Here is a 22559-nt window from a genome sequence, read left to right on the forward strand (position 1 = left end):
ACCGATCACACAGCCCGGCCGCTGGCCCCGCTTGGTCGTCGTCGGCTTCCGCCACCAGGCGGTGCTTGGTACACCCCGGTCAGTCCGCCGGCGCGCGGGACGCCGCACCCAGGGCCACGTACGGATTAGGCAACCAACGGTGCTCCTGCGCCGATGAGTTGAGACGCCGAACACCTCTCTCAAACGCACGGGAGCCTCGTGCGTTGCGGGACGCCACCCACGTCGACCGGTGGCTACTCCGAGAACGCTGAGCCACCCGCCGCAGTGAGAGGATCCGGCCGGGCCAGCACTTGTGACAGCGGCAGCCCGTCCCTTGCAGCAATGATCCGGCGCACGCGCAGTTCGGCTCGTGTCCGCGGACGGTACTTGGGCTCCTTGCCACACCCGCACACCGATCGCCCTTCGTAGCGCAGCCCCTCCCCCAACACCGCAGCCACCACAGACCATCTGCGGACATCACTCCTGGGTGGCGCGGCGAAGTCACGGCCGGCGCATATGAGGGGGCGAGCGCAGTTGGGGCACACATGCTGCCGCTGCGAATCGGCATGCTGCTTGAAACTGACACGGCACGCGACACACACGGCAGCTTGTAGCAGGTCATGGCGTAGAGACACACCGAGTTACCGTACCGAGCAGCGCTTCGGCCGGACCACCGGTTTCGGTCGGCCGACGGTCTGCCGTTGGAAGCGGCCTCCAACTGACCAATATGGAAGGCTAGTTCGTCTCAGAGCTGCCTGTGCTGCACATCCGAGCCGTGATGTGATCACCACTTGCGACATTCCAGTCACAGCGGGTCCATCAAGGTTCAAACGAAACGGGGACTCTGAGTGAAACGGCGCACAGTGATGCTCTGCTGCTGCCACGGGCTTGAGTCGGCGTTCGTCAGTTGTAGGGGTGCGGAACGTCCCAGTCGCCGCAGTCGACTTCCTGACCGTTGTCGACTCGGCGTTCCTTCACTTCGAAGGGTTGCCACGTGTCCAGGGAGGAGCGGTCCTTGTCGTACGTGTACGTCTTCTCGTTCTAATATCCGGAGGCGGTGAGTGGGGTGAAGGTCCCGCTGGTCTCGCCCCAGGCATAGCGCCAGCGGAAGTAGACGCGAGCGCTGGCGCCGTCCGCTTTCGAGTCGGTGATGGTCACCGTTGCATGGGCGATTTGGCCGTCTGCACTATCGGAGTACGAGAACGCACCGTGCGCCCAGGCCCCGACAACGTCGGCCCGAGTATCCGTAGCGTTCCACGTGGTGGCTGCCTGCGCGGAGCCCGCAGATGCGAACAGTCCCGCCATTGCCAGTAGCCCACTGGCCGCAGCCAGTGCCGCTCCACGCGAAGTCCCTCGAGCATTGCGTTTCACGTTGGCCCCTTCCAGGTGATGTGGGCTTGTAGTGCGCTCCTGCGGCGTTCGGTGCGGGAAACTGCCGGACGCGTTGCCTGTCAGGTGGCGAGCCGGGTCCGCCGAGCTCCCTCGGTTCGTGCCGCGCTGAAGATGCTGCCGTCGACCGGGCAACAGCCACCAGGCCTTCAGCTGTAGCCAAAAGGGTTGGGGATGGGCAGCATCGAACTCATGCTGCGTATCCATTTCACTGAGGCCGACCTGCGGCAGGTCACCGTCGCCTCGGTCCCCAACGCTCTGCTGGAAGCCGCTCTCAGCGTGCGCTACTTACGCACGGGAGCGACCGGCACAGCCCGGCCGCGTCCCGGTCTCGCACAATGGCGGAAGACGATCGTCCGGAGCGTGGCACCTCGGGCCGGGGTTCTGCTGGACCTGGATCCTCGCCAGGGTGGCCTGCTCGACTTCTTCATCCACCCCTCAGCCCCCGAGCTGCGCGCCGGCGTCGAACTCGCTGCGACCACACCGGTCCAGGAGCTGGCGGCTGAGATCGCCTTCCTCGACAACCGCGTCCGCGACAGGGCCCCGTTGCAGGAGCTGTCCCAAGGCACGGACCACGGCCGGCGGATCCTGGCACATGACACGCTGCGCTACTTCGACTCCACCCTCGCCCCCCTGTGGCCACAGATGCAGTCCACCGCTATCGCCGACCGCTCCCTGCGCGCCGAAGCACTGCTGCGCGGCGGCGTCGATGCCCTGCTCGCCACACTCGTCCCCGGCTGGCACTGGAAGTCACCGACCTGGCACGTCCCCTCGTCGTGCGCCCTCACCGACGTACGCCTGGGCGGCCACGGCCTGACTCTCGTCCCGTCCTACTTCGCCCTGGACCCGATGTACCTGCGCCGCCCCGGCCAGCCCTGGACCCTGACCTACCCCCTACACACCGAAGAGCACCCCACCCACCCCGCCGACACCCTCGGCCCCCTGCTCGGACGCACCCGCGCCGCCGTCCTGTCCAGCCTTCGCCACCCCGCCACCACCACCGAGACAGCCGACCGCATCGGCATCTCCCTGCCCTCGGCCAGCCAACACACCACCGTCCTGCGCAACGCCGGCCTCATCACCACCACCCGCACCGGCACCGCCGTCCTCCACACCCTCACCCCCCTCGGAACAGCCCTCCTCCAAAGCGACACCACCAAGTAACGACCGGCTGACCTGAAGCGGATCCGCCTGGAAGATCGGTGCGCACAGACCTGGACAGGGAGCTGGTCATCGTGCTTAGAAGTCCTAACAAAGGCGTTGAACGTGGCGATAGGTGATGGGGCAGGTGGCGAGGCCGAGGAAGGCTTCGTGCATGTCGTCGGGTCTTTCCCAGCGGGTCCGCAGGTTACGAAAGCCATGCAGCCAGGAGATCGTCCGCTCTACGCCCCCAGCGGAAGATGCCCAGGACGGAACCGTGGGGCTGCCCGCGCTCGGCGATCGCGGGCCATGCCGCGCTTCCACAGCAGACGCCGGTACTCGTCGTGGTCGTAACCCAAGATCGGTGAGAAAGCGTGTCCGGCCGTATGCATAGCCGCCCGACGACGCCGGCCGCCTCGGGGACTTTGTTCAACAAGGGCAGGAGCTGGGTGACGGCTTCCGCCGGTCAGCGACACCGTGAGCGGGGCGGCCCTCCCGTCGACAACGACGTGGTGCTTGCTGCCCGGCCGTGCACAGTCGACCGAGGTGGGCCCGCATTTGGGCCCCGCCGGGCCACCCGCGCATGAGAGGAGTTGATCAGCGCCCGCGACCAGTCGAGCTGCTTCGCTGACCGCAGCTTCTTCGGCAGCACCAGATGCAGTGCTTCCTTCCCCCACCCACGCCGGCTTGTCAGCGGCGCCGTCGGCCGGGGCCCCTGACCACTTTGGGCTGGTGGAGGTGAGAGAGGCTGCGCCTGCTGTCCGAACCTGCGCATCCGACCGAGGGAACAGTTGAAGACCTAAAGGTGACCCGGATACGGGTCCGGGAGCGGGTATCGGTCCGGGCGCGTAGGGTCTGGGGCGGTGCCGGGCGGCAGGCGGGGCCGGGCGCGCCGCGGCGCGCCCGACTCCTCTGAGGTCACAGTCACCCAGCCGGCCACTCATCAAGAGGCATCGCCTGGCAGGCCACGATTCACGCTAAGGACAGCGGAACGTCAGTCAGTCGAAGAGTCGGGCCCCAGGCGATGCCATGGCTGATCCTCAGTGTCAGTCGTCGTCCTCCTGCGCGTACAACGCCTCCGTGATGGCGATCGCGAGCACCTCCGGCGTGCCCTCGTAGATGCGGGCGCCGAACGACTCCCGGACGAACTTCTCGATGCCATGCTCCCGCAGATAGCCACGCGCCCCCATGATCGACATGGCCTCCTGGGCCACCTCGATGGCAATCCGGTCGGCGAACAGCTTGGCTGCCGCCGGCTCGTAACTGGGTGCCGGGATCTCGTTGTCGGCGAGGTGCGCGGCGCGCAGGTACATCAGCCGGGACGCGTCAATCTTCGTCGTCATTTCGGCGAGCTTGCGAGCGGTGAACTGGTGGCGGTGCAGCGGCGCTCCGCCCTGGATGCGCTCGGCAGCGAAGCCCTTCGCGAGGTCGAAGGCGCCGCGGGCGATGCCCGTAGAGATCGCGGCGACGGTGGCCCGGGCCATGTTCATCTGCTGGAGGTTAACGATCAGGCCGTTGCCCTCGCCGCCGACCACCTGGTCCGCTGAGACGACGAGATCGGTGAAGGCCAACTCCGAGCCCAGGCAGGCCCGGTAGCCCATCTTGTCGGCGACGGCGCCGCGGGTGACGCCTTCGGCGTCCAGTGACACCATGAAGCAGGTCAGGCCGGTGGCGCCAGGGAAGCCCTCGACGTTGCCGTAGACGCTGGCGAAGTGGGCGACCTTTCCGTTGGTGATGAATCGCTTGCGGCCGTTGAGTACGTAGTTGTCGCCGACCCGACGGGCGCTGAGCACGTCCGCCGCGTACGGGGCGTTTTCTGGTATCAGCAAATCGCAGCCGGCCAGGTCCTCGGTCACCGCGTTGCAGGCGAGCACCGGGTCGGCCGCGTTGAACAGTGGCAGGTACTGCTGCTGGAGCTTCGGGTCGCCGGAGAGCAGCACCGGTGCCTGTCCAAGCAGCGTTGCGCCGAAGATCAGCGCGGTGCCGGCGCAGACGGCGGCCAGCTCCTCCAGGGCGACGGCGACGCCGAGCACCCCGTAACCGAGGCCCCCGTACTGCTTCGGCACGACGAGCCGGAGCAGGCCCAAATCATGTCCCTGACGCACTAACTCCCAATCGAAGTCATCGGCCTCGGCGTGGTCGTTGCGCGCCACCCGCGGGCGGACGTAGTCCTGGGCGAAGGCACGCACCTCTAGGCGCAGCTTCTCCAGTTCCGGGGTGAGCGTGCCGGGGGCGACGGGGTCGAGGACGGCGGGCGTGGTGGTCATGGCGTTTCCTTCTCGTACGGCAGGAATGGTCAAGGCGACGTGTGCGGGTGGGCCTCAGGCAGCCGCGACCCCGGCCTGTTCGGCGATCTTCGGGTAGCGGTCGAAGGCGGGCTGGAGCAGTGGCACGAACTCCAGAACCTTGGCCACGCTGCCGCGCACGCGGACCCGGCCGGTGGCCAGCGCGACGGGCATTAGCAGCTTCCCCGACCACAGAGCGTGCGCCGTGTCGCAGGACATCTTGATGTTGATGATGGCGCTGCCGGTGTCCGCGTCGACCTTGATGCCCTCCGGGTCGATGTACAGCTCCAGATCGGGCTTGGTCTGGATGAGGCGCAGGGTCAGGTCCGCCGCGCGCATGCGCGAGGTGAACTCCTCGTCCTCGAGGAGGATAGTGAACAGCCGCTTGAACACGTCGACGGCCTGTTCCTTGGATGTGAAGTACGTCATGTCGTCCCCTCCATGGCGAGCGGTGCCGGGTGCCTGTGAAACCAGTCGATGACATGGGCCGCGTACGTCTCGTGGAAGGCGCGATTGGACTCCCACTGCGGCATTCCGGGCAGTTCAACAAGCTGTTTGGGGCCGCCGAGGCGCGCGTGGTTGCGGCGCAGCATTTCGATCGGCCAGATTCTGTTGGCTTCGGAACCGATGATCTGGACCGGCGTGCGGCACTCCTCGAATGGGACGGGGGCGCGCTGCCGTTTGATCAGCGAGTGGTTGAAGCGCATCTGTACGCCGTGCAAGCCGAGAGGGTCGGCCTGCAGACGCTCGATGAACTTGTCGTCGTCTGGCCCCGAGAACACCCACTCGTAGGGGATGCCCTTGGTGGCCGGCATCGTCATGCTCGGCGCGAACGCGCGGCCCAGGCGCAGGCCTAGCGCCTTCATCCGAATCTTCCACGGTTTGCCGAGCCAGTGCACCCCGCCGAGGTCCCCGTACTCGAACAGGGTGTGCACGCTGATCGTTGCGATTTGCGGGCGGTTAGCGGCAACGTAGTAGCAGGTCACCCCGTCTTCGGCGACGCCCATCGCGTGCAGCGGTGCACCGAACTCGGCGGCGGCGAAGGACAGCATGGTGTCCCAGGCGGCGAAGATGTCCTGAGTGGTGCAGCCTGCCCGGGGGCCGCCGCTCTGGCCCATGCCGGGGATGTCGAACTGTACGACGTTGAACCCAGCGCGGTAGAACGGCAGTTGGAGGCGGATAAGGGCGAGGCCATAGACCAGCATGCCATGCGCCATCACCACGGTCGGCGCGGTGTCCGGTTGCCGGTACATGCGGACGTGCAGTGGGTGGTGCCCGGAGACGACCATGGTGGTGGTGCTCGCCGCCCTGACTTCCTGGACCTCGTCGGGCGTGTAGTACGCATGCCAGTGGTCGGAGGCGAGGCCTGCGTCGGGGAGGCGCGTCATACGGTGGTCCACCCGTCCGCCGGGCGGTCGTGCTGGTGCCGCTTGGCCAGCTGGATGTCTCGGTGCAGCCCCAGCAGGCTCACCGCGCGCGCCACGCTGTACCGTAGCCGGCTGCGCGTCGGCCGCAGCAGTTGGTGCACGTCGAGGACGGTGTTGCGGCGCACCGGGCGGCCAGCGAGCAACTCGACCGTGGCGCGAGCCGCGAGAACACCGAACAGATCGGCGGTGTAGACGAGTTGGGGGAATCCGTCGTCCTGGCGTCGGACCATCCGCAGCAGCTCCTGGACGATCTCCAGCGGGATTGCGGAGCGCGGCACGACGTTCGCGAGGAACCCCAATGGCCCCGTGCTGTGCGCCTGCGACGGGTCGATCCTGCCGCGTAGCGGCTTCACGCGCGGGTCGCGGTAATTGTAGACGAGCAGCGCCTGAGTGCCAGCGACGTCGTAGCCGCTGATGACAGGCGTGCGGTGGCGGGCGGCGTGCGTGTGTAGCGCGATCTTCTCGCGGATCGGGTCCGGGGTCGTCACGTCGACCGCGTCGATGATCAGGTCCGCGCCCGCGGTCAGTGTGTCGATGTTAGCGCCGGTGATGCCGCTCTGCTCGACTCGCACCCGGCAGAACGGGTTGATGTCACGCGCCCGCTCCGCCTGCACCGTGGCCTTGCTCCGGCCGACGTCGCTGAACCAGGCGCGTTGCCGATTTAGGTTCGCCAGGTCGTACGAGCCCGGTTCGGCGAGCACCAGGTGTTGGACGCCGAGGCGGACCAGCGGCTCGATCGCCGCGCCGCCCACCGAGCCGCAGCCCGCGACGAGAATGCGGGCGTTACGCAACAGCTCTTGTTCCTGTGGCGATATCAACCCCCGGTTGCGAGAGATGAGTTCGGCGTAGTAGGCGTCGTGGGTCAGATCGCGGTCGGGCCCTTCCTCGCCCTCGGACCGGCTGATCGACACGGAGGGTTGAATCATGGCGTGCCTCCCTTGCGCTTGGGGAAGACGGATGCGGCGCGGACCGCCACCTTCCTTGTGATGACGGCGAGGGTGAGGATGGCGCGACCCGCCCGGCCGGTCGTCGCCTGAAGCGACGGCAGCAGGCCGAGCTGGCGCATCACCCCGGACGCGTCGTAGTAGAAGTCGTCGGTCAGGAAGCGGCCCTCGCGCATCCGGACCATGCTCATGCCGTGAATCTCCACCCTGCGCCCGGTAGCGGGCACCCCGAGATAGGTGCCCAGGTGGGTGCCGGCCATGGTCCACTTCTCCGCGACCCGGTCGCCGCGCGCGATGCGCTCACCGACCTCGAAGGTCAGATCAGGGAAGGCGGCAAACAAGTTATTAAGGAATGCACCCACTTCGCGTCGGTTGTGGTAGGTGGCTTCCATTGCGACGTTGTGCCAGGTGATGTCCGGCTGGTAGAAGCCGAGCACGCCCTTGATGTTGTGCGCGTTCCAGTGGGGCAGTACGTCGCTGACGGCGGTGAGATTGGCGAGTTCCTCTGCAGTTAACTCTTGGTCCTGTGTGGGGCTTTTGGTCATTCCTTGGCCTCCGCACTCTCGCTCGGGGTGTCCTTGGCGGGCTCCGGCACGGTCATGGACCGTGCAGGCCCCTTGTGTTTGGTCTCCGGGAGGATCGGCCGCAGCCAGGCGGGCAGCCACCAGTTGGCGCCCTTGGCAAGCTGCATCGTGGCCGGAACGATGACTAGTCGGACCACGGTCGCGTCGAGCAGCACACCCACCGCGAGCCCGATGCCGATCTCCTTGAGGGTCTCCACGGAGGAGGCGGCTAGCGAGCCGAAGGTGGCGATGAGGATCAGCGCAGCCGCCGTGATCAGGCCGGCAGTCTGCTGCAGCCCGAGCGCCACCGAGCGTTCGGTACTGCCGGTCCGCTCCAGGTTCTCGCCCACCCTCGACAGCAAGAACACTTCGTAGTCGGTGGAGAGCGCGAACAGCACCGCGAAGACGATCATCGGCGTGACCACGTTCAGCATGCCCTGCGACTCGAAGCGGAGCAGCCCCTCACCGTGCCCGTCCTGGAAGAGCCAGACCAGGACGCCGTACGTCGCAACGAGCGGCAGCGCACTGCTGATCGCGGCCTTGACCGGCAGCAGCACGGAGCGGAAGAACAGCAGGAGCAGCAGGAGATTCACCATGGCGATAACCAGGGCCACCACCGGGAAGCGCCCGTACAGGCTGCCCTTGAAGTCGATGAACGAGGCCGCGTCGCCGCCCACCTTCACCTCGTACGCGTCGAGCCCGTCGATCTGCGGCAACAGCCGGTCGCGCAGGTCGGTGACGTAGTTCAGGTGCTCCTGGCCGTACATCCCGGCCTTGGGCACCACGGTGATCGTCGCGGTGTCAGCACGGCCGTCGAGGTTGACGAACTGCCCGGCGATCTTCTCCGGCGCGGCCGGCACGGTGCCGAGGCCGCCGGACTTCCAGATGCGGGCCGAGAAGACGGTGGCGGGCGAGTCGGTGAGGTTCTGCGCCCGGTGGATGCGTTCCATCTGGACGAGGGCGTGGTCACCGGACTTGACGGTCAGCGGCATGTTGTAGTGGGACTCGCGCGGCTTGCCGTCGGCGGTCGTCGCGGTCATTTCGTCGGGCGGCGCGGAGTAGATGGTGAGGGTGCCCTTTACGCCGGCCATGATCTCCGGGCCCGGGTGGGTGTGCCGGGGAATGACGGCGTGCGGGGCGACGGTGACCCGGTCCAGCTCGATGATCGCGTCGCCCTTCGGCAACCCGGTGACGACGCCGCCCGACAGGACGAGGCGCTTGGCGCCGGCGAACAGGTCAGTGGAAGGCTTGCCGTCCGTCCAGCTGCTCTGCTGGTCGGTGGCGCTGCTACGGATCGTGTACACCGTGACGCCGACAAACTTCGTCGCCCTGCCGGTGGAGAAGCTGGCGGCGACGTCCGGAGGCACGACGAGCTGGGTGCCAGGACGCACGTCGACGCTCTTGCCCGCAGGCAGCGCGGTCCGGTGGGTCGGGTCGGCCGAGGGCACGGTGTACGCGCCGTCGTCAGCGGTCACCTTCAGGCCGCCGGACTCGACCTGCAGCGCGTTCAGGGCCGTGGTGGACCGCTTCGACTGCTCGAAGCCCGCTGGGAAGGAGAACTCGCCGACCCCCATGTACGCGGGGATGCGCGCGGTGTCGAAGACCTTGCCGTTGACCGGGGCGTACATGACCGGCTTCACGTCCACGCCGGGTGTCGCGCCCACCTCGCCGGCCTCCAGGTTGGGGAGCTTGTTGAAGTAGTCGGCGCTCACCGTCGCGAACTGGTCGTCCCTCAGCTTTTGCAGCATCGCCGAGAGCGAGCCGATCTGCTCGGTCCGCGGGTCCATGGCCAAGGTGTTGGTGGTCCTGCGCAGCGTCCGAAGGAACTCCGATGTGAACACGCCGTCCTTGTCCTTGGTGCGGACGGTGATCCTGATCGGGTTGAGGGCATTTTCGCTGAACGCGGCCTCGACGGTCCTGGTGCCCTCGGCGGACTCGGTCTCGGCGGGCAACGCGGCTGTGTTGGCGCCGATCAGTTTCACGTGGCCGAGTGGCAGCGACAGCACTCCGAGGAAGATCACGGACACGGCCAGCCAGGCGACCGGACGGCGGGTGACCGACATGCTCAGCCGGTACCAGACCCCGGTGCCCGGCTCCTGCGGCTTCGGCTTCGGCTTCGGCATCACGCGAAGGCGCTCGACGCGGTCGCCGAGGATGCGCAGCAGCGCCGGCACCAACGTCAGCGCGCCGATCAGGCCGAGGCCCGCGACGAGCACGACGCCGAAGGTGATCGATCGCACGATCATCATGTCGTGGAAGATGGCGGTGACCAGGCCCATGGAGAGCAGCAGCGTCAGACCGCTGAACATCACCGAACGCCCCGAGGTGGCCATCATCGTGTACACGGCCTGCTCGGAACTGGCGCCCGCCGCCCGCTCCTCGCGCATCCGGCGCACCATCACCAGACAGAAGTCGATGGCGATGCCGAGCCCGACGAGCGAGCCGATGTTCACGGCGAACACGGAGATCGACGTCTGGGTGGCCAGCAGCCTGAGCGCACCAGTCGCGATCGTCACGGAGAGCCCGCCGAGGGCGAGAGGCACCAGTGCCGCCACGACCGTACGGAAGAAGATCAGCAGGAAGATCGCGACGACCGGGAACGTGATCATCTCGGTTTTCGCCAGGTCGTCCTGGCTCAGTTTGTACGTGTCGTACTGGACAGCCGGGAACCCGGTGACCTTGACGTCGATGCCCGCTCCCTCGGTCTGCTTGCGCAGGTCCGGGACCTTGTTCTGGGCCTCGCTCTGCCCGCCGGACAGCGATACCACCGTGATGGCGGTGTGCTCGTCCTTGCTCAGCAGCATCTGGTCGCCGTCGGTGTAGTAGCTGCGCACCTTCGCCACACCGGGCACCTTGCGCAGCTTGTCGTCGACAGCCGACGCCTTCTTCGCGAACGACGCGGAGGTAGCCTTTCCGTCGGCGGAGTAGACGATGACGGCGTTTGTCGTCGCCGAGTCGTGGAACGCCTCATCGAGGATTCGCTCCACGACCTGCGACTCGCTGCCGGACACGTCGAAGCCCGCGCCCTGCAGACTAGTCTGTGCCTTGCCCGCGAACGCGCCGAAGCCACCGGCCGCGATCAGCCAGAGCACCACCACCCACCAGCCGCGGCGGGTGACGAACGCGCCGAGCCGTGAGAAGCGATCGCCCTTTCTGTCAGACATGCTGCATGCTCCTGTCTTGGAGGACGTGAGGGCTTTAGCGGTCAACGGGTACGGCGTGACAAGTCGTTGAGGACGGTGTTCGCGGTGTTGAAGCCGGACAGCATCACCCACGGCACGCCCGCTGCGGGCGTCGTCCAGTGCCCCGCCAGGTAGAGGCCGGGCACAGGGGTGCGCTGCTGCGGGCGCTCCTTGCTGAGCAGTTCGGGGGTGAATGCCCAGCCCGCGAAGGCGCCCTCGCTGTTGCCGGTGTCGGCCGCGAGGTCTAGCGGGGTGCGCACGGCCTGCGTGACGATGTGCTCGGACAGACCCGGTATCAGCGCATTGGTGCGCTGGACAAAGCTGCGCGCAATCGTGTCGGCGTCGCGCTGCCAGTCGATGCCCTTCGTACGCAGCGTCGTGTACGACTCCAGCTTCATGGAGTGCCGGCCTGTGGGTGCCATCTCGCTCTGGTGGAGCGTCGCGATGTACGCGAAGTAGGCGGCCTTCTCGTATTCGCCGTTCGGGAAGTGCTGCATGGCCCGCTCGATGTCGTCGTGAGGGTAGACGAAGTTGAGACGCTCCACTTTGTCCCGGTACGGCGTCAGGTCCATGTCGACACCTAGGTGTACCTGGAAGATCGATGGGGTCAGCGGCATCAACGGCAGCTCGGCACGCAGCTTCGGCGGCAGCAGCGCCGGGTCGATCATCTTCAGGAGCGTGGTGCGCCCGTCGGCTGCGCTGATCACGGCCCGCGCCCTCAACAGCCGCCCGCTCGCAGTCTCCACCCCGACCGCGCGCCCCTGGTCGACTACTATCCGGGTGACGGCGTCACCCAGGTACAACGTGCCGCCTCGCTCCTCGAACAGCGCTGCAGTCTTCTGCGCGAGCTTCCCGAACCCGCCCAGCGGCAGCCACATCGTGCGCAGCGCGTGGATGAAGAACACCCCGGCGATCACCGCCGACAGCGTCTCGGGACCGGCCCCGATCCCCGCCGAGAGCATCGAGAAGTACGCTTTCAAATGCGGGTCGGAGATGTTGTCGTCGAGCAGCTCGGCGAACGTCTTCCGCTGGTAGCGCAGCAGGTCCCCACCAGGAATCCTCCGCACGCCCGGCAGCACGGCAAGGGCGCGGCCCACGTTCCGGCGCTGGAACTGCTCGAAGACCGGGTCGAGGGGGTGCCGTCTGCCGTTGCCCACGCGGAAAGCGGGCACGAACTGGTTGACCTGGTCGATCAGCGCCTCCATGGTCAAAAAGATCCGCCGGATACCGTCTCGCTCGTGCGGGAAACGCTGCCCGAACGCGTCTGCGGCGGCGGTTATATCGCCCGGGATGGTCAGCGCGTCGGCCGGGAACACGCACCTGAAGCTCTGGTTGATGGGCCGCATCTCCACGTGCTCGTCCAACTTGAGGCGCTGGAAGACCTCGCGGGCCTGCGCGCCGAGCCGGTATGCGAGGAAGATGTGCCCACCGTGGTCCCAGTGGAAGCCGTCCTGCCCGAACCCGTGCGCGTACCCACCCACCCAGGTGTTCTTCTCGACCAGGGCGACCGAACGCCCGGCCTGAGCCAGCCGGGTGGCGGCCGACAGACCACCCATCCCGGAGCCGATCACGACCACGTCGTAGTCGACGTCGTGCTCAGCAGCCATCACGCTAATTCCCTTTCTGACGCGTTGTCGAATAATGTCCATGTGCATCGGCTTACGAGAGTCCCGGGGTCCACTGGTTCACCGGTAGCGTGAGCCGGCGGCCGACCTCGGTCGGTGTCCCCCTCTAGGTAGCGGGCGGTAGTCCGCCCCGCTCAGTCGCCACAGACACAGCGGGGCCTCGGCCACCACAGAGGCGGCGCATACCCCGCCGAACGGCACGGCGTCTCACCGAAATGCTCACCCGCGATGAACCGACCGCTCGGCCTACCCTCCGCCGCCCCGGTGTCCTTGGACTAGCACCGTGCTGCCCGACCTCACCACGTGCGGGACGGCCTCGGGGGTGTCGCGCTCGATGACGACATCCCCGAGCTCGTGTGGACCTCCTCCACACAGCTGGCGAGACAAAGACCTCGGCGTGCGCAAGGCAGTTCACGAGCGGTACGCGCAGCAATGCATAGCGCGTTCGTGGAGTTCGGTGTCGGCGAGCGTGCCGGCATCGCTCTGGGCGGCCAACAGATCGTCCGCGCCGTCCCACGACAGGGTGCTTGGCTCACCCGGTACAAGGCTGCTGCGCAGCTTGAGGAGGTTAACCAGACCGGGCTCGTCCAGGGCGGCGTCGACCTCGTGGAGGCGGGGCAGCGCCGTGGTGAGATCGCTGGTGAAGACGGCGAAGGGGTGCACCTGGCGGCCGGAGTACCGCGGCCCGAGGAACGAGCCCTCGGGCACTCGCGGTGACGTGCCGCGCAGCATCACGGGCCGTACGCCGAAGAAGTCGACGTTTAGCTTCGCGACCGTCGGTTCCAGGTCCCCGATGAGGGCATCCATGGGCAGTGCGAGCGGCCCCGTGGCCACACGGAACAGGCCAATGCCCACCTCGACCGGAGCTCTCAGCGACACCTGCGACAGTGGCTCGCACACCTTCCGTTTCACGAACCCGCCCAGCTCCCGCACCCGCACCACGGGCAGCTGGGGCAGCAGTCGCAGCCGATCGAAAACGCCAGTGCCGTGAACCTCCTCGACGGGGAACCGCGGCCGGTCCCGGTCGACCATGCGCAGCGACACGTCGGTGGTCCCGGGGGCACGCAGCAGCCCCGAGCAGAGCGGGAGCCCGTCGTCCGTGGCGGCAACGACATGGATGTCGTCGGGTGACGACGAACTCAGTTCCTGCCCCTGCATGAGCACCTGCTCAAGGCGTTGCGGCTCGACGAACCCGACCCGCAGGTACTGCACGATCCGGAACTCGACGAGCACCCGCAACTGTTCCTCACTCAGATCCTGCGTCCACACGGCGTGCACCTGCACCCCGTGCCGCTGCCTGCGGTAGGCGAGCCTCGTCTCACTGATTCTGTCGAGGCCCTCGACGCGGGCGTGCTCCGCTCGCTGGAGCAGAGTGATGGTGTGTGCACCAAGGCGTGGTTTATCCGATACCGGTCCCATGCGTTCCCCCTGTGTTCGTTACGCGACGTCCGGCCGGCGCCGGGGTCGATCGAACCGTCACAACGTGGTGGTACTCGGCTGCAGCTTCGTGGTTCTGCTGATGTGGGACACCGAGCCATGTACAACCCGGTGGGAAACCCCGTGACTGTCCCGGAGCACTTCGCAAAGACGGCTGCTCGAGGCTCACAACACCAGCCGCGATCACTTCCCGCGGGACAGCGGTAGAGGCCGGTGAGTAAGAGACTGCCCTTCGAGGATTTCGGTCACCATGCCTTTCAGCGCTGGCTAAAAGGGTCGGACGGATAGACGATCGCCCTCGTGCTGCGCATCCACTTCGGTGTCGTACCTGCCGTAGTCGTGGGGGCGGCTGGTGCGTCGCAACTCCCGGCTGGCCGCCGACGGTGCCCGTCCGAGTAGGCCGGCTACCTCCCGGATCGTTAGGCCGCGATCACCAACGAGGCGGTTCTGCGGCGCTCCACCAGTGACGAGCACCGGCCCGAACGCGTAGTCTCCGGCAGATAGTCCAGTTGGAGTCTCGCGCCCCCGAGGCGCCTGCACGCCTCGACGCTGCCCACCCCGGTCATTGGAAGGCGCCAGTACTGGGCCTCAAGCTCCAGCCTGCGCTTACGTCCCCACCTAGCCATCAACACTCCACAGTGATCAAGGAGTGTGGCGACAAGCGTCGGAAGCCAACCGTCGGCAGTGGCACACGATTCAGCCGCCTCCGACAACGTGCTGGGGGGCAGCCAACACGGGCTACGGTACAGATACCCAGGCCAGCGAGCGCTGTTCCACACCGGTCATGCTCAGCCCATCTGTACAGCCGTCCGTGAACAACCAACCGGCGATTGCAGCGCATCGTGCCCTGCTCACCGGTTTCCTCCTCCGTTGCATGCGAATTGGGGACTGTAAATCGTTCGGTGTAACTCCCGATCATGGAAGATGCATCGATGACCAGTGAGAACGTGGCCGAGCAGGAGACTGTCGAGTCGGCAGCGGCGGTGTCGGCGAAGGCCGTGGACGACCAGCTGATCGACGAGCTGGTGAGCCGGGCCCAGGCCGAGGGCCTGCAGCTGACCGGTGAGGGCGGACTGCTGCAGCAGCTGACCAAGCGGCTGCTCGAATCCGCCCTGGAGGGCGAGATCACCGACCACCTCGGCTATGAAAGGCACGATCCGGCCGGCAAGGACGGCGGCAACTCCCGCAACGGCAAACGCTCCAAGACCGTCCTGACCGACGTCGGGCCGGTGGAGATTGCCGTGCCCCGCGACCGGGACGGCTGCTTCGAACCGAAGATCGTCAAGAAACGGCAGAAGCGCTTGACCGGCGTCGACGAGATGGTCATCTCGCTGGCCGCGAAGGGCCTGACCACCGGTGAAGTCCAGGCCCACCTGGCCGAGGTGTATGGCGCCGAGGTCTCCCGCCAGACCATCTCCACCATCACCGACAGGGTCCTCGAGGGCATGGCCGAATGGCAAAGCCGCCCCCTCGACGCCGTCTATCCGGTGGTCTTCATCGACGCCATCCACGTGAAGATCCGCGACGGCGCCGTCGCCAACCGGCCCATCTATGTGGCCCTGGCCGTCACCACCGAAGGCCGGCGCGAGGTCCTGGGCCTGTGGGCCGGCGACGGCGGTGAAGGCGCCAAGCACTGGCTGCACATCCTCACCGAGATCAAGAACCGCGGTGTCAGCGCAAGACCGCGGAGTTACGCCTCCGCCGCATCCGTCAACTCGTGCTCCCATGAGGGCGGGACCCCGGTATGCAGGAGATCGACCAAGATCTGAATGCATGAGAGGTCCCGTTGGCCGACAAGTCTGCCACCGCTGCGCTGCTGTGTCCCGAGGATGTTGACGATGCCCTGCTCGCTCCCGGTCATCTCGGTGAGCTGTCCCGCTACCTTCCAGTCGAGCTTGTGGACGCCGTCGTGGAAGAACATCGGGCTGTGGAACAGCGTCGGCGTCTGTTGCCGTCCCGGATCGGGGTGTACTTCGTTTTCGCACTCTGCCTGTTTCCTGCCCTCGGCTACCGGCGCGTCTGGAGCAAGCTGGTCTGTGGCCTGGGGCGCCTGTGCTCCGTCGAGCCCAGCGAAAAGGCGCTGAGGTGTCTGCGCAGGCGCTTGGGTCCCGGTCCGTTCCAGGCGCTGTTCTCGGTGGTCGCTGGTCCCCTCGCCCAACCGTCTACGCCCGGAGTGCGCTATCGGCGCTGGCGCACTGTGGCCTTCGACGCGTGCAGCGCGATCAAGGTGCCTGACTCGGAGAGGAACCGGGCCTGGCTCGGCAGGATCCAGGCCCGCCTGGGATGGGCCGGCTATCCGCTGCTGCGACTGACCACCCTGTGCGAGACGGGAACCCGCGGACTGCTGGGCGCCGTGTTCGGGCCGACCAGCGAATACGAGACCACATACGCACGGCAGTTGCTGCCACTGCTGGACGGGAGCATGCTCCTGCTGGCCGACCGGGGCTACGACGCCAACGAGTTTCTGGCCGACGTAGCCGGCACCGGGGCGCAGTTCGTCATCCGCATCACCGCCCGGCGCCGTCCGGCCGTGCTCGCCGTTCTGCCGGACGGCTCCTACCTGACCAGGCTCGGCACGCTGAAGGCCCGGGTCATCGACGCGACCGTCACCATGAAGGTCGACAGCGGGGAGGAGACCCGCGAGCACTACCGCATCGCCACCACTCTCCTCGACCACCGCCGTGACCCCGCCGAGGTGCTGGTGAAGCTCTACCGGGAACGGTGGGAGATCGAATCCGCCTATTACGCCCTGCGCCACACGCTCCAGGACGGCCTGGTGCTGCGCTCGAAGGACCGCGTCGGCCTGGAACAGCAGATGTGGGCTCAGCTGACGGTCTACCAGCTTCTGCGGACGGCCAGGGTCGATGCCGTGGAGTCGCAGCCGGGCACCGATCCGGACCGGGCCAGCTTCACGATCGCCTTGGAAACCGCCCGCGAGCAGGTCGTGCTCGCACACGCTGTCACCGGGACGGGAGATTCCGGCGTACTGGTCGGTGCCATCGGACGGGCGGTCCTGGCCGGGCTGTTGCCATCGCGACGACCCCGGACCAGCCCCCGCATCGTCAAGGCCGGACGCTCGCGTTATCCCTCCCGCCCGGCCGAGTCCCGCCCCCGGCAGAGCCGCTCGATCACCGACCTGCACGTCCGTCTGCGGGCGGCACCCGTTTCCCCACCACCGCTGCCGACGGATCCGCACGCTGACCTCCGCAAGGCGGCGGCCGGGCTCCGGCCGATGGGTGCGGGCAACAGGAACAGAACCTTCCACCTCATGGCCGCCGACCCAGAGCGATCGTGGCGCCCCCGCGAGGTCGCCACGGCACTGGGCATCCACAACACCGCGAGCTTCGCCACCCAGATGAGCCAATGGGCAGCCGAGGGCCTCCTCCAGAAGATCTCCTACGGCACCTACATGCTTGCCGACTCCTGGAGAAGCACGAGTTGACGGATGCGGCCGAGGCGTAACTCCGCGGTCTTGGGCGTGAACGATGTGCTCATGCTCGTCTGCGACGGCCTCAAGGGCCTGCCCGAGGCAGTAGAGACGGTCTGGCCGAGGACGATCGTGCAGACCTGCGTCGTCCACCTGCTGCGGAACTCCTTCCGCTATGCCGCCCGCCAGGACTGGGACAAGATCGCCCGCCTCCTCAAGCCCGTCTACACCGCGCCGACCGAGGAGGCCGCCCTAGAGCGGTTCGCCGAGTTCGCCGACGCCTGGGGCAGGAAGTATCCGGCGATCGTGAAACTCTGGGAGAACGCCTGGGAGGAGTTCACTCCGTTCCTGCGGTTCGACACCGAGATCCGCCGCATCGTCTGCACGACGAACGCGATCGAGTCGGTGAACGCGCGGATCCGGCGAGCGGTCAAGGTTCGCGGACACTTCCCCAACGAGCAGGCCCCGTTGAAGTGCGTCCCACAGGGCGATCATGTCGCTCGATCCCACGGGCAAGGGCCAGGCCCGCTGGACCATGCGCTGGAAGACCGCACTGAACGCCTTCGACATCACCTTCGACGGCCGACTCTCAGCAGCCCGCCACTAACCAACCACCCTGATTACACCGTTCATTTGACAGACCCACGAATTGCAGCAGTCGTCTGCCACGACGGCAGTGGTAAGACTCGAGGTTGTGTCCCTCTCGCCGCGGCCTCGCTCGGCCCTATCCGGTTGTGGAGTTGAGGAGGGCTTGACCTGCGGGACTGATGGTGTGGCGGACGCTTTGCCCGTCACGGGTGAGGACGGTGAGCCCGGCATTGCGCAGCACGTGCGCATGTTGACTGGCACTCGCGAGGGAGATGCCGGCATGGGCTGCGAGTTGTGTGGTGGTGCATTCGGCATGCTCGGCTATGACCCACAAGACGGTAGCGCGGGTTCGGCCGAGCAGTGCGCGTAGGGAGGCCGGGGCCTCACTCAAGATGCCGGCTGTGACGACGGCGGGAGCTGTAGTGGCGTGGGCACTGTCCCGGACCGGGAAGGTGATCCAGGGCTGGCCGTCGTCCGGGTAATCAAAAGCGGGGTAGTGGGCGCCGAACACGGTGGGGATGAGGAGGAGCCCCCGTCCCGCAAGGTGAACGTCTCCATCGCGTTTGGAGGCCGTGGTCAGGTGCAGTACTGGAGAGGCCCAGGTGATGTAGCGCGGGTTGAGTTCGCTCAGCAGGCGTTCGACGCCGTGCTCAGCCAGTTGTCGCAGGCGCCAGGCCCGGTCCACGCTGGCGAGTTGCTCGATGCGAGGCCAGTATGGAGCGATGCACGACTCATGGGCCTGATGCACCGCCTCGGCCAAGCGGACCACAAGCGAGGGATTTTCCCGTAGCTGCCGGGCCGCTCGGGGCACGTGCCGAAGACCGGCTGTCCATTGGTCCACGTCTGCGGTAACGCGTTGTTTCGGAGTGGAGGACAGTCTTTCCAGGAAGTCGTCCGGCTGCTCGGCTCGGCTCAGGTCCAGGAAGTCCGCAGACGGCCCGAGTGCGGGGATGAAGTCGAACAGCGGTGTGGGACGTGGCTGCAGCCGCGCTGCTACTTGACGCCGCCACGCGTCGAACCTGACCGGATGGCTTCGCTCCTGGAGGAGCCGAATGCCGATGTCGAGTTCCAATAGGGGTCGAACACCTGATGCCAAATGGGTACGGCCCAGATCCTCGGCCGTGAAATGGATCCGCAAGGTCACCACCGCAGTCTCGCCACCGATGTGCGTGTCGGCCCAGTACTAAACGAGTCGTACAGCCTCGCTCTCCTCCCGGCTCTGTGGGCAAGCGAGAGCGCGGTCGGCAGGCTTGCACCGGCGCAGACATGATCCTGAGCGCCGACTAAGGCCTGTCCGGCGGATCATGAGTGATGTTGCGCTCAGAGCCGTGTAGTTGGGCATGGGCCGTGGTGACCTGACGAACGAGCAGTGGCATCGGCTGGAACCGCATCTGCCGCTGGCCGGACTGCGCGGCGGAAGGTGGGCCAGTCATCGGAAGGTGATCAACGGAATCCTTTTCCGCGAGCGCACGGGGATTCCGTGGCGGGACCTGCCGAGGCGGTTCGGCAAATGGAAGACGGTCTACGAACGCCACAGACGCTGGTCCGCGGACGGAACCTGGGAACGGATACTCCAGGCCGTCCAGGCCGATGCCGACGCGGAAGGCCGGATCGACTGGAGCATGGTCGGGGTCGACTCGACCTCCTGCCGCGCTCACCAGCACGCCGCCGGCGCCCGCCGGAAGGCACCACGCGTTCCGAAAAAAGATCAACGCCCCGGCAGCACCGCCCCGACGAGGGACTCGGACGGTCCCGGGGCGGACTGACCAGCAAGATCCATCTCGCCAGTGAGGGCGGGCGCAAGCCCCTTGCACTCCTCGTCACTCCGGGCCAGTGGGGAGACGCACCGCAACTGATCCCAGTCCTCGAACGCATCCGGGTGGCCCGGCAGGGTGAGGGGCGCCCTCGCACCCGGCCCGGCCACCCCAGCGCGGACAAGGCGTACTCGTCCCGCAGAATCCGCAGCTACCTGCGCAGACGCCACATCAAGCACACCATCCCGGAACCGAAGGATCAGAGGACCAACCGCCGACGCCGGGGCAGCAGGGGCGGTCGGCCCGCAGGATTCGACAAGGAGTTATACAAACGCCGCAACGAGGTCGAGCGGACGATCAACCGGCTGAAGGCCTTCCGTGCCGTGGCCACCCGCTACGACAAACGCGCCTACGTCTTCCACGGAACAGTCACCCTCGCAGCCATCCACCTCTGGCTCCGAACATGATCCACCGGACAGGCCTTAGGGAGGTAGTGAAGGCAGAATGCAGTACGGATCGCACGCCATTGCCACGGCCGGCGCGGGGACAGCCCACGGCCCGGATCTCGGCGTTGTATTGGTCGTAGCCGGAGTTGTCGACTGCCGTACTTCCCAGTTTTCCAGAAGTGTGTTGGAGGACCGAGTCGAAGTCGTTCACGACCCGGGCGGCGATGTACTGCGCAGGCCGGGTAGCGGGCACCGCTCCCTCCCCGTCGAGGCGAGAGCGCTTGTCCTCAAGTTCCGCAACCTGCGCATGCAGTTCCAGCCCCCGCTCGACTCGCAGATCGTGCGCCCAGCAGCTCCTGACGGCCCTCCCTGAGTGGTGCGAGCTGGCCCTCGGCTTCGGCGATAGTTCGTTCAGCGTCTCTAGAGATGGAGGCCCGGTTCACGGAGAAGCGGAACGCTTGCTACCGCTATCCGCTGTGTCGCCAGCTCGCGCCGCGTTGGTGGGCTGAGCCGAAGGCAGCGAGGGCGGGCAGTGGGGTGCCTGCTTCGTCGAAAAGGGCCTGGGCGTAGAAGGCATCGACCCCGTCCTCGACTTGGTCGTCGGTGAAGCAGGTGCCCCACCACATGACTCCGCCTCCGTTGGGCGCGTCGCGGACGGTGCGGAGTGCTCCGGCGAGGAACGCGGCCTGCCCGTCAGGGGTGAAGGGGAATTCCGGGCCTGCATGTCGGGTGGTGCCTTCATGGCGGAACTTCCGGTATGGATGGGATGTCTCGGTGATGACGACTGGTTTACCGGGGAACGCGGTGTACAGGTCGGCGATCCGGCCGAGTCGGGCGAGTGTCGCGTCGCCGTGCCAGAGCGCATGGAACGAGAGGCCGATAAGGTCGAAGTCGATCTCGTGCCGTGTCGCGTGTTCCAGCCACCAGCGTGCTCCGCCGATGTCGGCTCCACGGTCGAGGTGGACCATGGTGCGGCACTCTCGAGGCAGTACCGCGCGGACACCGGCTGCGCCCGCGTTCAGTAGTTCGGCGACGATCACCCATTGGTCGTCGCTCTCCCAGTACGGGTGGGGACCGGATTCAGGCGGGTGCAGCCGTCCACCGGCGCGCTCGTCTTGGTCCTTCCCGGCCCAGAGCAGGCCGTTGGTGATCTCGTTGCCGAGTTGCACGATCGTGGGTGGGGTGCCGTTGTCCGCGAGTTCCGTGAGGACCGCCGAGGTGTAGGTCCGGACATTGGTCCGAAGGGCGCCGATGCCGAGGTCGTGCCACGCTGCTGGCTTCTTCTGTCGTCCCGGGTCGGCCCAGGTATCGGAGTAGTGCAGGGCGAGATGGACTCCCAGACCGGCGTCGGTCGCCGCGGTGGCCAGCCGCAGTGTCCGGGCAAGGTTCATGGTGCTCTCGTCGGAGACCCAGAGGCTGATCCTGGCCGTGGTGACGCCGTGTTCGGCGAGCGTCCTGGCCACGTGGGCCGCGGTCCCGACAGGGCAATGAGACAGATCGGCGCCGGTGACGAAGTCGGCTTCCGCGATGCCGCCCGGTACGGGAGCGGATAAGGGAGGGGCCGCCGCAACCCGGGCGGGTAGGGCGGTCGCGGCTGTCGGCTGGTACGGGTAGTAGCCCTCAATGTCGAAGTTCAAGCCTAAGAGCGCCCGGCACAGGAAGCGCGCCCTGCGGTGTCGGCCGTTGCCAATGCTCGACCGGGTGTTCGCGTGGTCGACCAGCGGTGGGGCGAGGCGGTAGGCGTTCAGCGCGACCTCGTCGGCGGCCTCGTTACGAGGCAGCGACCAGAGAAAGGGGAAGATGTCTGCGCGCTGTACGGACGCGAAGTGCGCGTACATCTGGAAGTCGAGCGGGTTCAGCAGTGGTCGCGTCACGGCGAGCAGTTTCCGCGCTCCTTCCCATGAGAGGAGGTAGCCTTCGGTGCCCGCTCCTCCGACAACGTCGGCATAGGACATCACGGAAGATGCCTCGTGCCGCGTGGCGCCCGGGGTGGCGCGCTTGTTGAGCAGCACGATGTCCGCGTCCCGCGGAAGTCGCCATTCCCCGATTCCGGACGGTGGTCGGCGGGTCAGTCTCGCGTCATCCTCCAAGACGAGTGCCCACGGAATCCGGTGCTCGACGATCGTGCGCCACAGCCGGATATGGCTGATCCCGCATGCGGCCTCCGGCAGTGCGAAGTGGTCGAAGCCGCTCAGCACGACCCCGTCGTGCTCGGCCGTAGCGGGCTGGTGCGGCCCGTCCGCAAGGGCGTTTCCGTCCGTGGCCGGCCATCGGGTGAACTCCACTCCCCAAGCGCTCAGGTGAGCCGCCATGGCGGCGAGGCGTTGGCGGTCCCGGTCGAGATTGATCACGAAGACGGGTGGCGTGTCCTCC

The 22559-nt window shown here is 67.0% G+C and carries 13 protein-coding genes and 2 pseudogenes; 5 read left to right on the forward strand and 10 right to left on the reverse strand.

Going from position 1 to position 22559, the window contains the following annotated elements:
* The first annotated feature begins 1560 nt into the window (after nucleotides 1-1560).
* The gene (locus tag IE177_RS19220; RefSeq protein ID WP_190016587.1) at nucleotides 1561-2532 is read left to right on the forward strand and encodes an ArsR/SmtB family transcription factor; all 972 of its coding nucleotides are present in this window, start codon (nucleotides 1561-1563) and stop codon (nucleotides 2530-2532) included.
* Nucleotides 2533-3554: 1022 nt separating this feature from the next.
* On the opposite strand, the gene IE177_RS19225 is transcribed toward IE177_RS19220, so the two are convergent.
* The 8 genes from IE177_RS19225 to IE177_RS19260 form a co-directional block, all read right to left on the reverse strand.
* Nucleotides 3555-4775 (reverse strand): acyl-CoA dehydrogenase family protein, encoded by a 1221-nt coding sequence (locus tag IE177_RS19225; protein WP_190016588.1) that lies wholly within the window; start codon nucleotides 4773-4775, stop codon nucleotides 3555-3557.
* 54 nt (nucleotides 4776-4829) lie between these two features.
* Nucleotides 4830-5222: a hypothetical protein gene (locus IE177_RS19230; protein WP_190016589.1), complete on the reverse strand. Its 393-nt coding sequence runs from the start codon at nucleotides 5220-5222 to the stop codon at nucleotides 4830-4832.
* Nucleotides 5219-6181, reverse strand: a complete 963-nt coding sequence (locus IE177_RS19235) for an alpha/beta hydrolase (RefSeq protein ID WP_190016590.1) — start codon at nucleotides 6179-6181, stop codon at nucleotides 5219-5221. The genes IE177_RS19230 and IE177_RS19235 overlap by 4 nt, the downstream gene beginning before the upstream one ends.
* Nucleotides 6178-7146, reverse strand: a complete 969-nt coding sequence (locus IE177_RS19240) for a ThiF family adenylyltransferase (protein WP_190016591.1) — start codon at nucleotides 7144-7146, stop codon at nucleotides 6178-6180. The genes IE177_RS19235 and IE177_RS19240 overlap by 4 nt, the downstream gene beginning before the upstream one ends.
* Nucleotides 7143-7709: an ester cyclase gene (locus IE177_RS19245; protein ID WP_190016592.1), complete on the reverse strand. Its 567-nt coding sequence runs from the start codon at nucleotides 7707-7709 to the stop codon at nucleotides 7143-7145. Before IE177_RS19245 ends, IE177_RS19240 begins: the two co-directional genes overlap by 4 nt.
* On the reverse strand, nucleotides 7706-10891 hold the full coding sequence (locus IE177_RS19250) for an MMPL family transporter (RefSeq protein WP_190016593.1): 3186 nt from the start codon (nucleotides 10889-10891) through the stop codon (nucleotides 7706-7708). The genes IE177_RS19245 and IE177_RS19250 overlap by 4 nt, the downstream gene beginning before the upstream one ends.
* Nucleotides 10892-10932: 41 nt before the next feature.
* Entirely contained in the window at nucleotides 10933-12564 is a 1632-nt protein-coding gene (locus tag IE177_RS19255) for a phytoene desaturase family protein (RefSeq protein WP_190016594.1), read from the reverse strand.
* Between the two features lie 381 nt (nucleotides 12565-12945).
* Nucleotides 12946-13953 (reverse strand): hypothetical protein, encoded by a 1008-nt coding sequence (locus IE177_RS19260; RefSeq protein WP_190016595.1) that lies wholly within the window; start codon nucleotides 13951-13953, stop codon nucleotides 12946-12948.
* Nucleotides 13954-14903: 950 nt separating this feature from the next.
* On the opposite strand from IE177_RS19260, the pseudogene IE177_RS19265 reads away from it, so the two are divergent.
* From IE177_RS19265 to IE177_RS19275, 3 genes and pseudogenes are all read left to right on the forward strand, one after another.
* A pseudogene (locus tag IE177_RS19265) lies at nucleotides 14904-15644 on the forward strand (IS256 family transposase); the annotation flags it as partial.
* A 113-nt stretch (nucleotides 15645-15757) separates the two neighbouring features.
* Nucleotides 15758-17413, forward strand: coding sequence for an IS4 family transposase (locus IE177_RS19270; protein WP_190016596.1), 1656 nt, complete (start codon nucleotides 15758-15760; stop codon nucleotides 17411-17413).
* 33 nt (nucleotides 17414-17446) lie between these two features.
* Nucleotides 17447-18005, forward strand: a pseudogene (locus IE177_RS19275) (IS256 family transposase); the annotation flags it as partial.
* 117 nt (nucleotides 18006-18122) lie between these two features.
* On the opposite strand, the gene IE177_RS19280 reads toward IE177_RS19275, so the two are convergent.
* A complete protein-coding gene (locus IE177_RS19280; RefSeq protein ID WP_190016597.1) occupies nucleotides 18123-19130 on the reverse strand; it encodes an ArsR/SmtB family transcription factor in 1008 nt (335 codons plus the stop codon).
* A 196-nt stretch (nucleotides 19131-19326) separates the two neighbouring features.
* Between IE177_RS19280 and IE177_RS19285 the strand changes: the two genes are divergently transcribed.
* A protein-coding gene (locus IE177_RS19285) for an IS5 family transposase (protein ID WP_229816141.1) occupies nucleotides 19327-20207 on the forward strand; the annotation gives its coding sequence in 2 pieces (ribosomal slippage) (nucleotides 19327-19687 and nucleotides 19687-20207; 882 coding nt in all).
* 446 nt (nucleotides 20208-20653) lie between these two features.
* Here IE177_RS19285 and IE177_RS19290 read toward each other — a convergent pair.
* A complete protein-coding gene (locus IE177_RS19290; protein ID WP_190016599.1) occupies nucleotides 20654-22537 on the reverse strand; it encodes a glycosyl hydrolase 53 family protein in 1884 nt (627 codons plus the stop codon).
* Nucleotides 22538-22559 lie beyond the last annotated feature (22 nt).

The organism is Streptomyces lucensis JCM 4490 (assembly GCF_014650035.1).
GTDB lineage: Bacteria > Actinomycetota > Actinomycetes > Streptomycetales > Streptomycetaceae > Streptomyces > Streptomyces lucensis.

What these genes read in the sequence shown, in the direction of transcription:
- IE177_RS19245 (WP_190016592.1), bottom strand. Translation starts at nt 7,709, where the DNA reads ATGACCAAAAGCCCCACACAGGACCAAGAGTTAACTGCAGAGGAACTC.
- IE177_RS19230 (WP_190016589.1), bottom strand. Translation starts at nt 5,222, where the DNA reads ATGACGTACTTCACATCCAAGGAACAGGCCGTCGACGTGTTCAAGCGG.
- IE177_RS19220 (WP_190016587.1), top strand. Translation starts at nt 1,561, where the DNA reads ATGCTGCGTATCCATTTCACTGAGGCCGACCTGCGGCAGGTCACCGTC.
- IE177_RS19255 (WP_190016594.1), bottom strand. Translation starts at nt 12,564, where the DNA reads ATGCACATGGACATTATTCGACAACGCGTCAGAAAGGGAATTAGCGTG.
- IE177_RS19250 (WP_190016593.1), bottom strand. Translation starts at nt 10,891, where the DNA reads ATGTCTGACAGAAAGGGCGATCGCTTCTCACGGCTCGGCGCGTTCGTC.
- IE177_RS19260 (WP_190016595.1), bottom strand. Translation starts at nt 13,953, where the DNA reads ATGGGACCGGTATCGGATAAACCACGCCTTGGTGCACACACCATCACT.
- IE177_RS19240 (WP_190016591.1), bottom strand. Translation starts at nt 7,146, where the DNA reads ATGATTCAACCCTCCGTGTCGATCAGCCGGTCCGAGGGCGAGGAAGGG.
- IE177_RS19235 (WP_190016590.1), bottom strand. Translation starts at nt 6,181, where the DNA reads ATGACGCGCCTCCCCGACGCAGGCCTCGCCTCCGACCACTGGCATGCG.
- IE177_RS19225 (WP_190016588.1), bottom strand. Translation starts at nt 4,775, where the DNA reads ATGACCACCACGCCCGCCGTCCTCGACCCCGTCGCCCCCGGCACGCTC.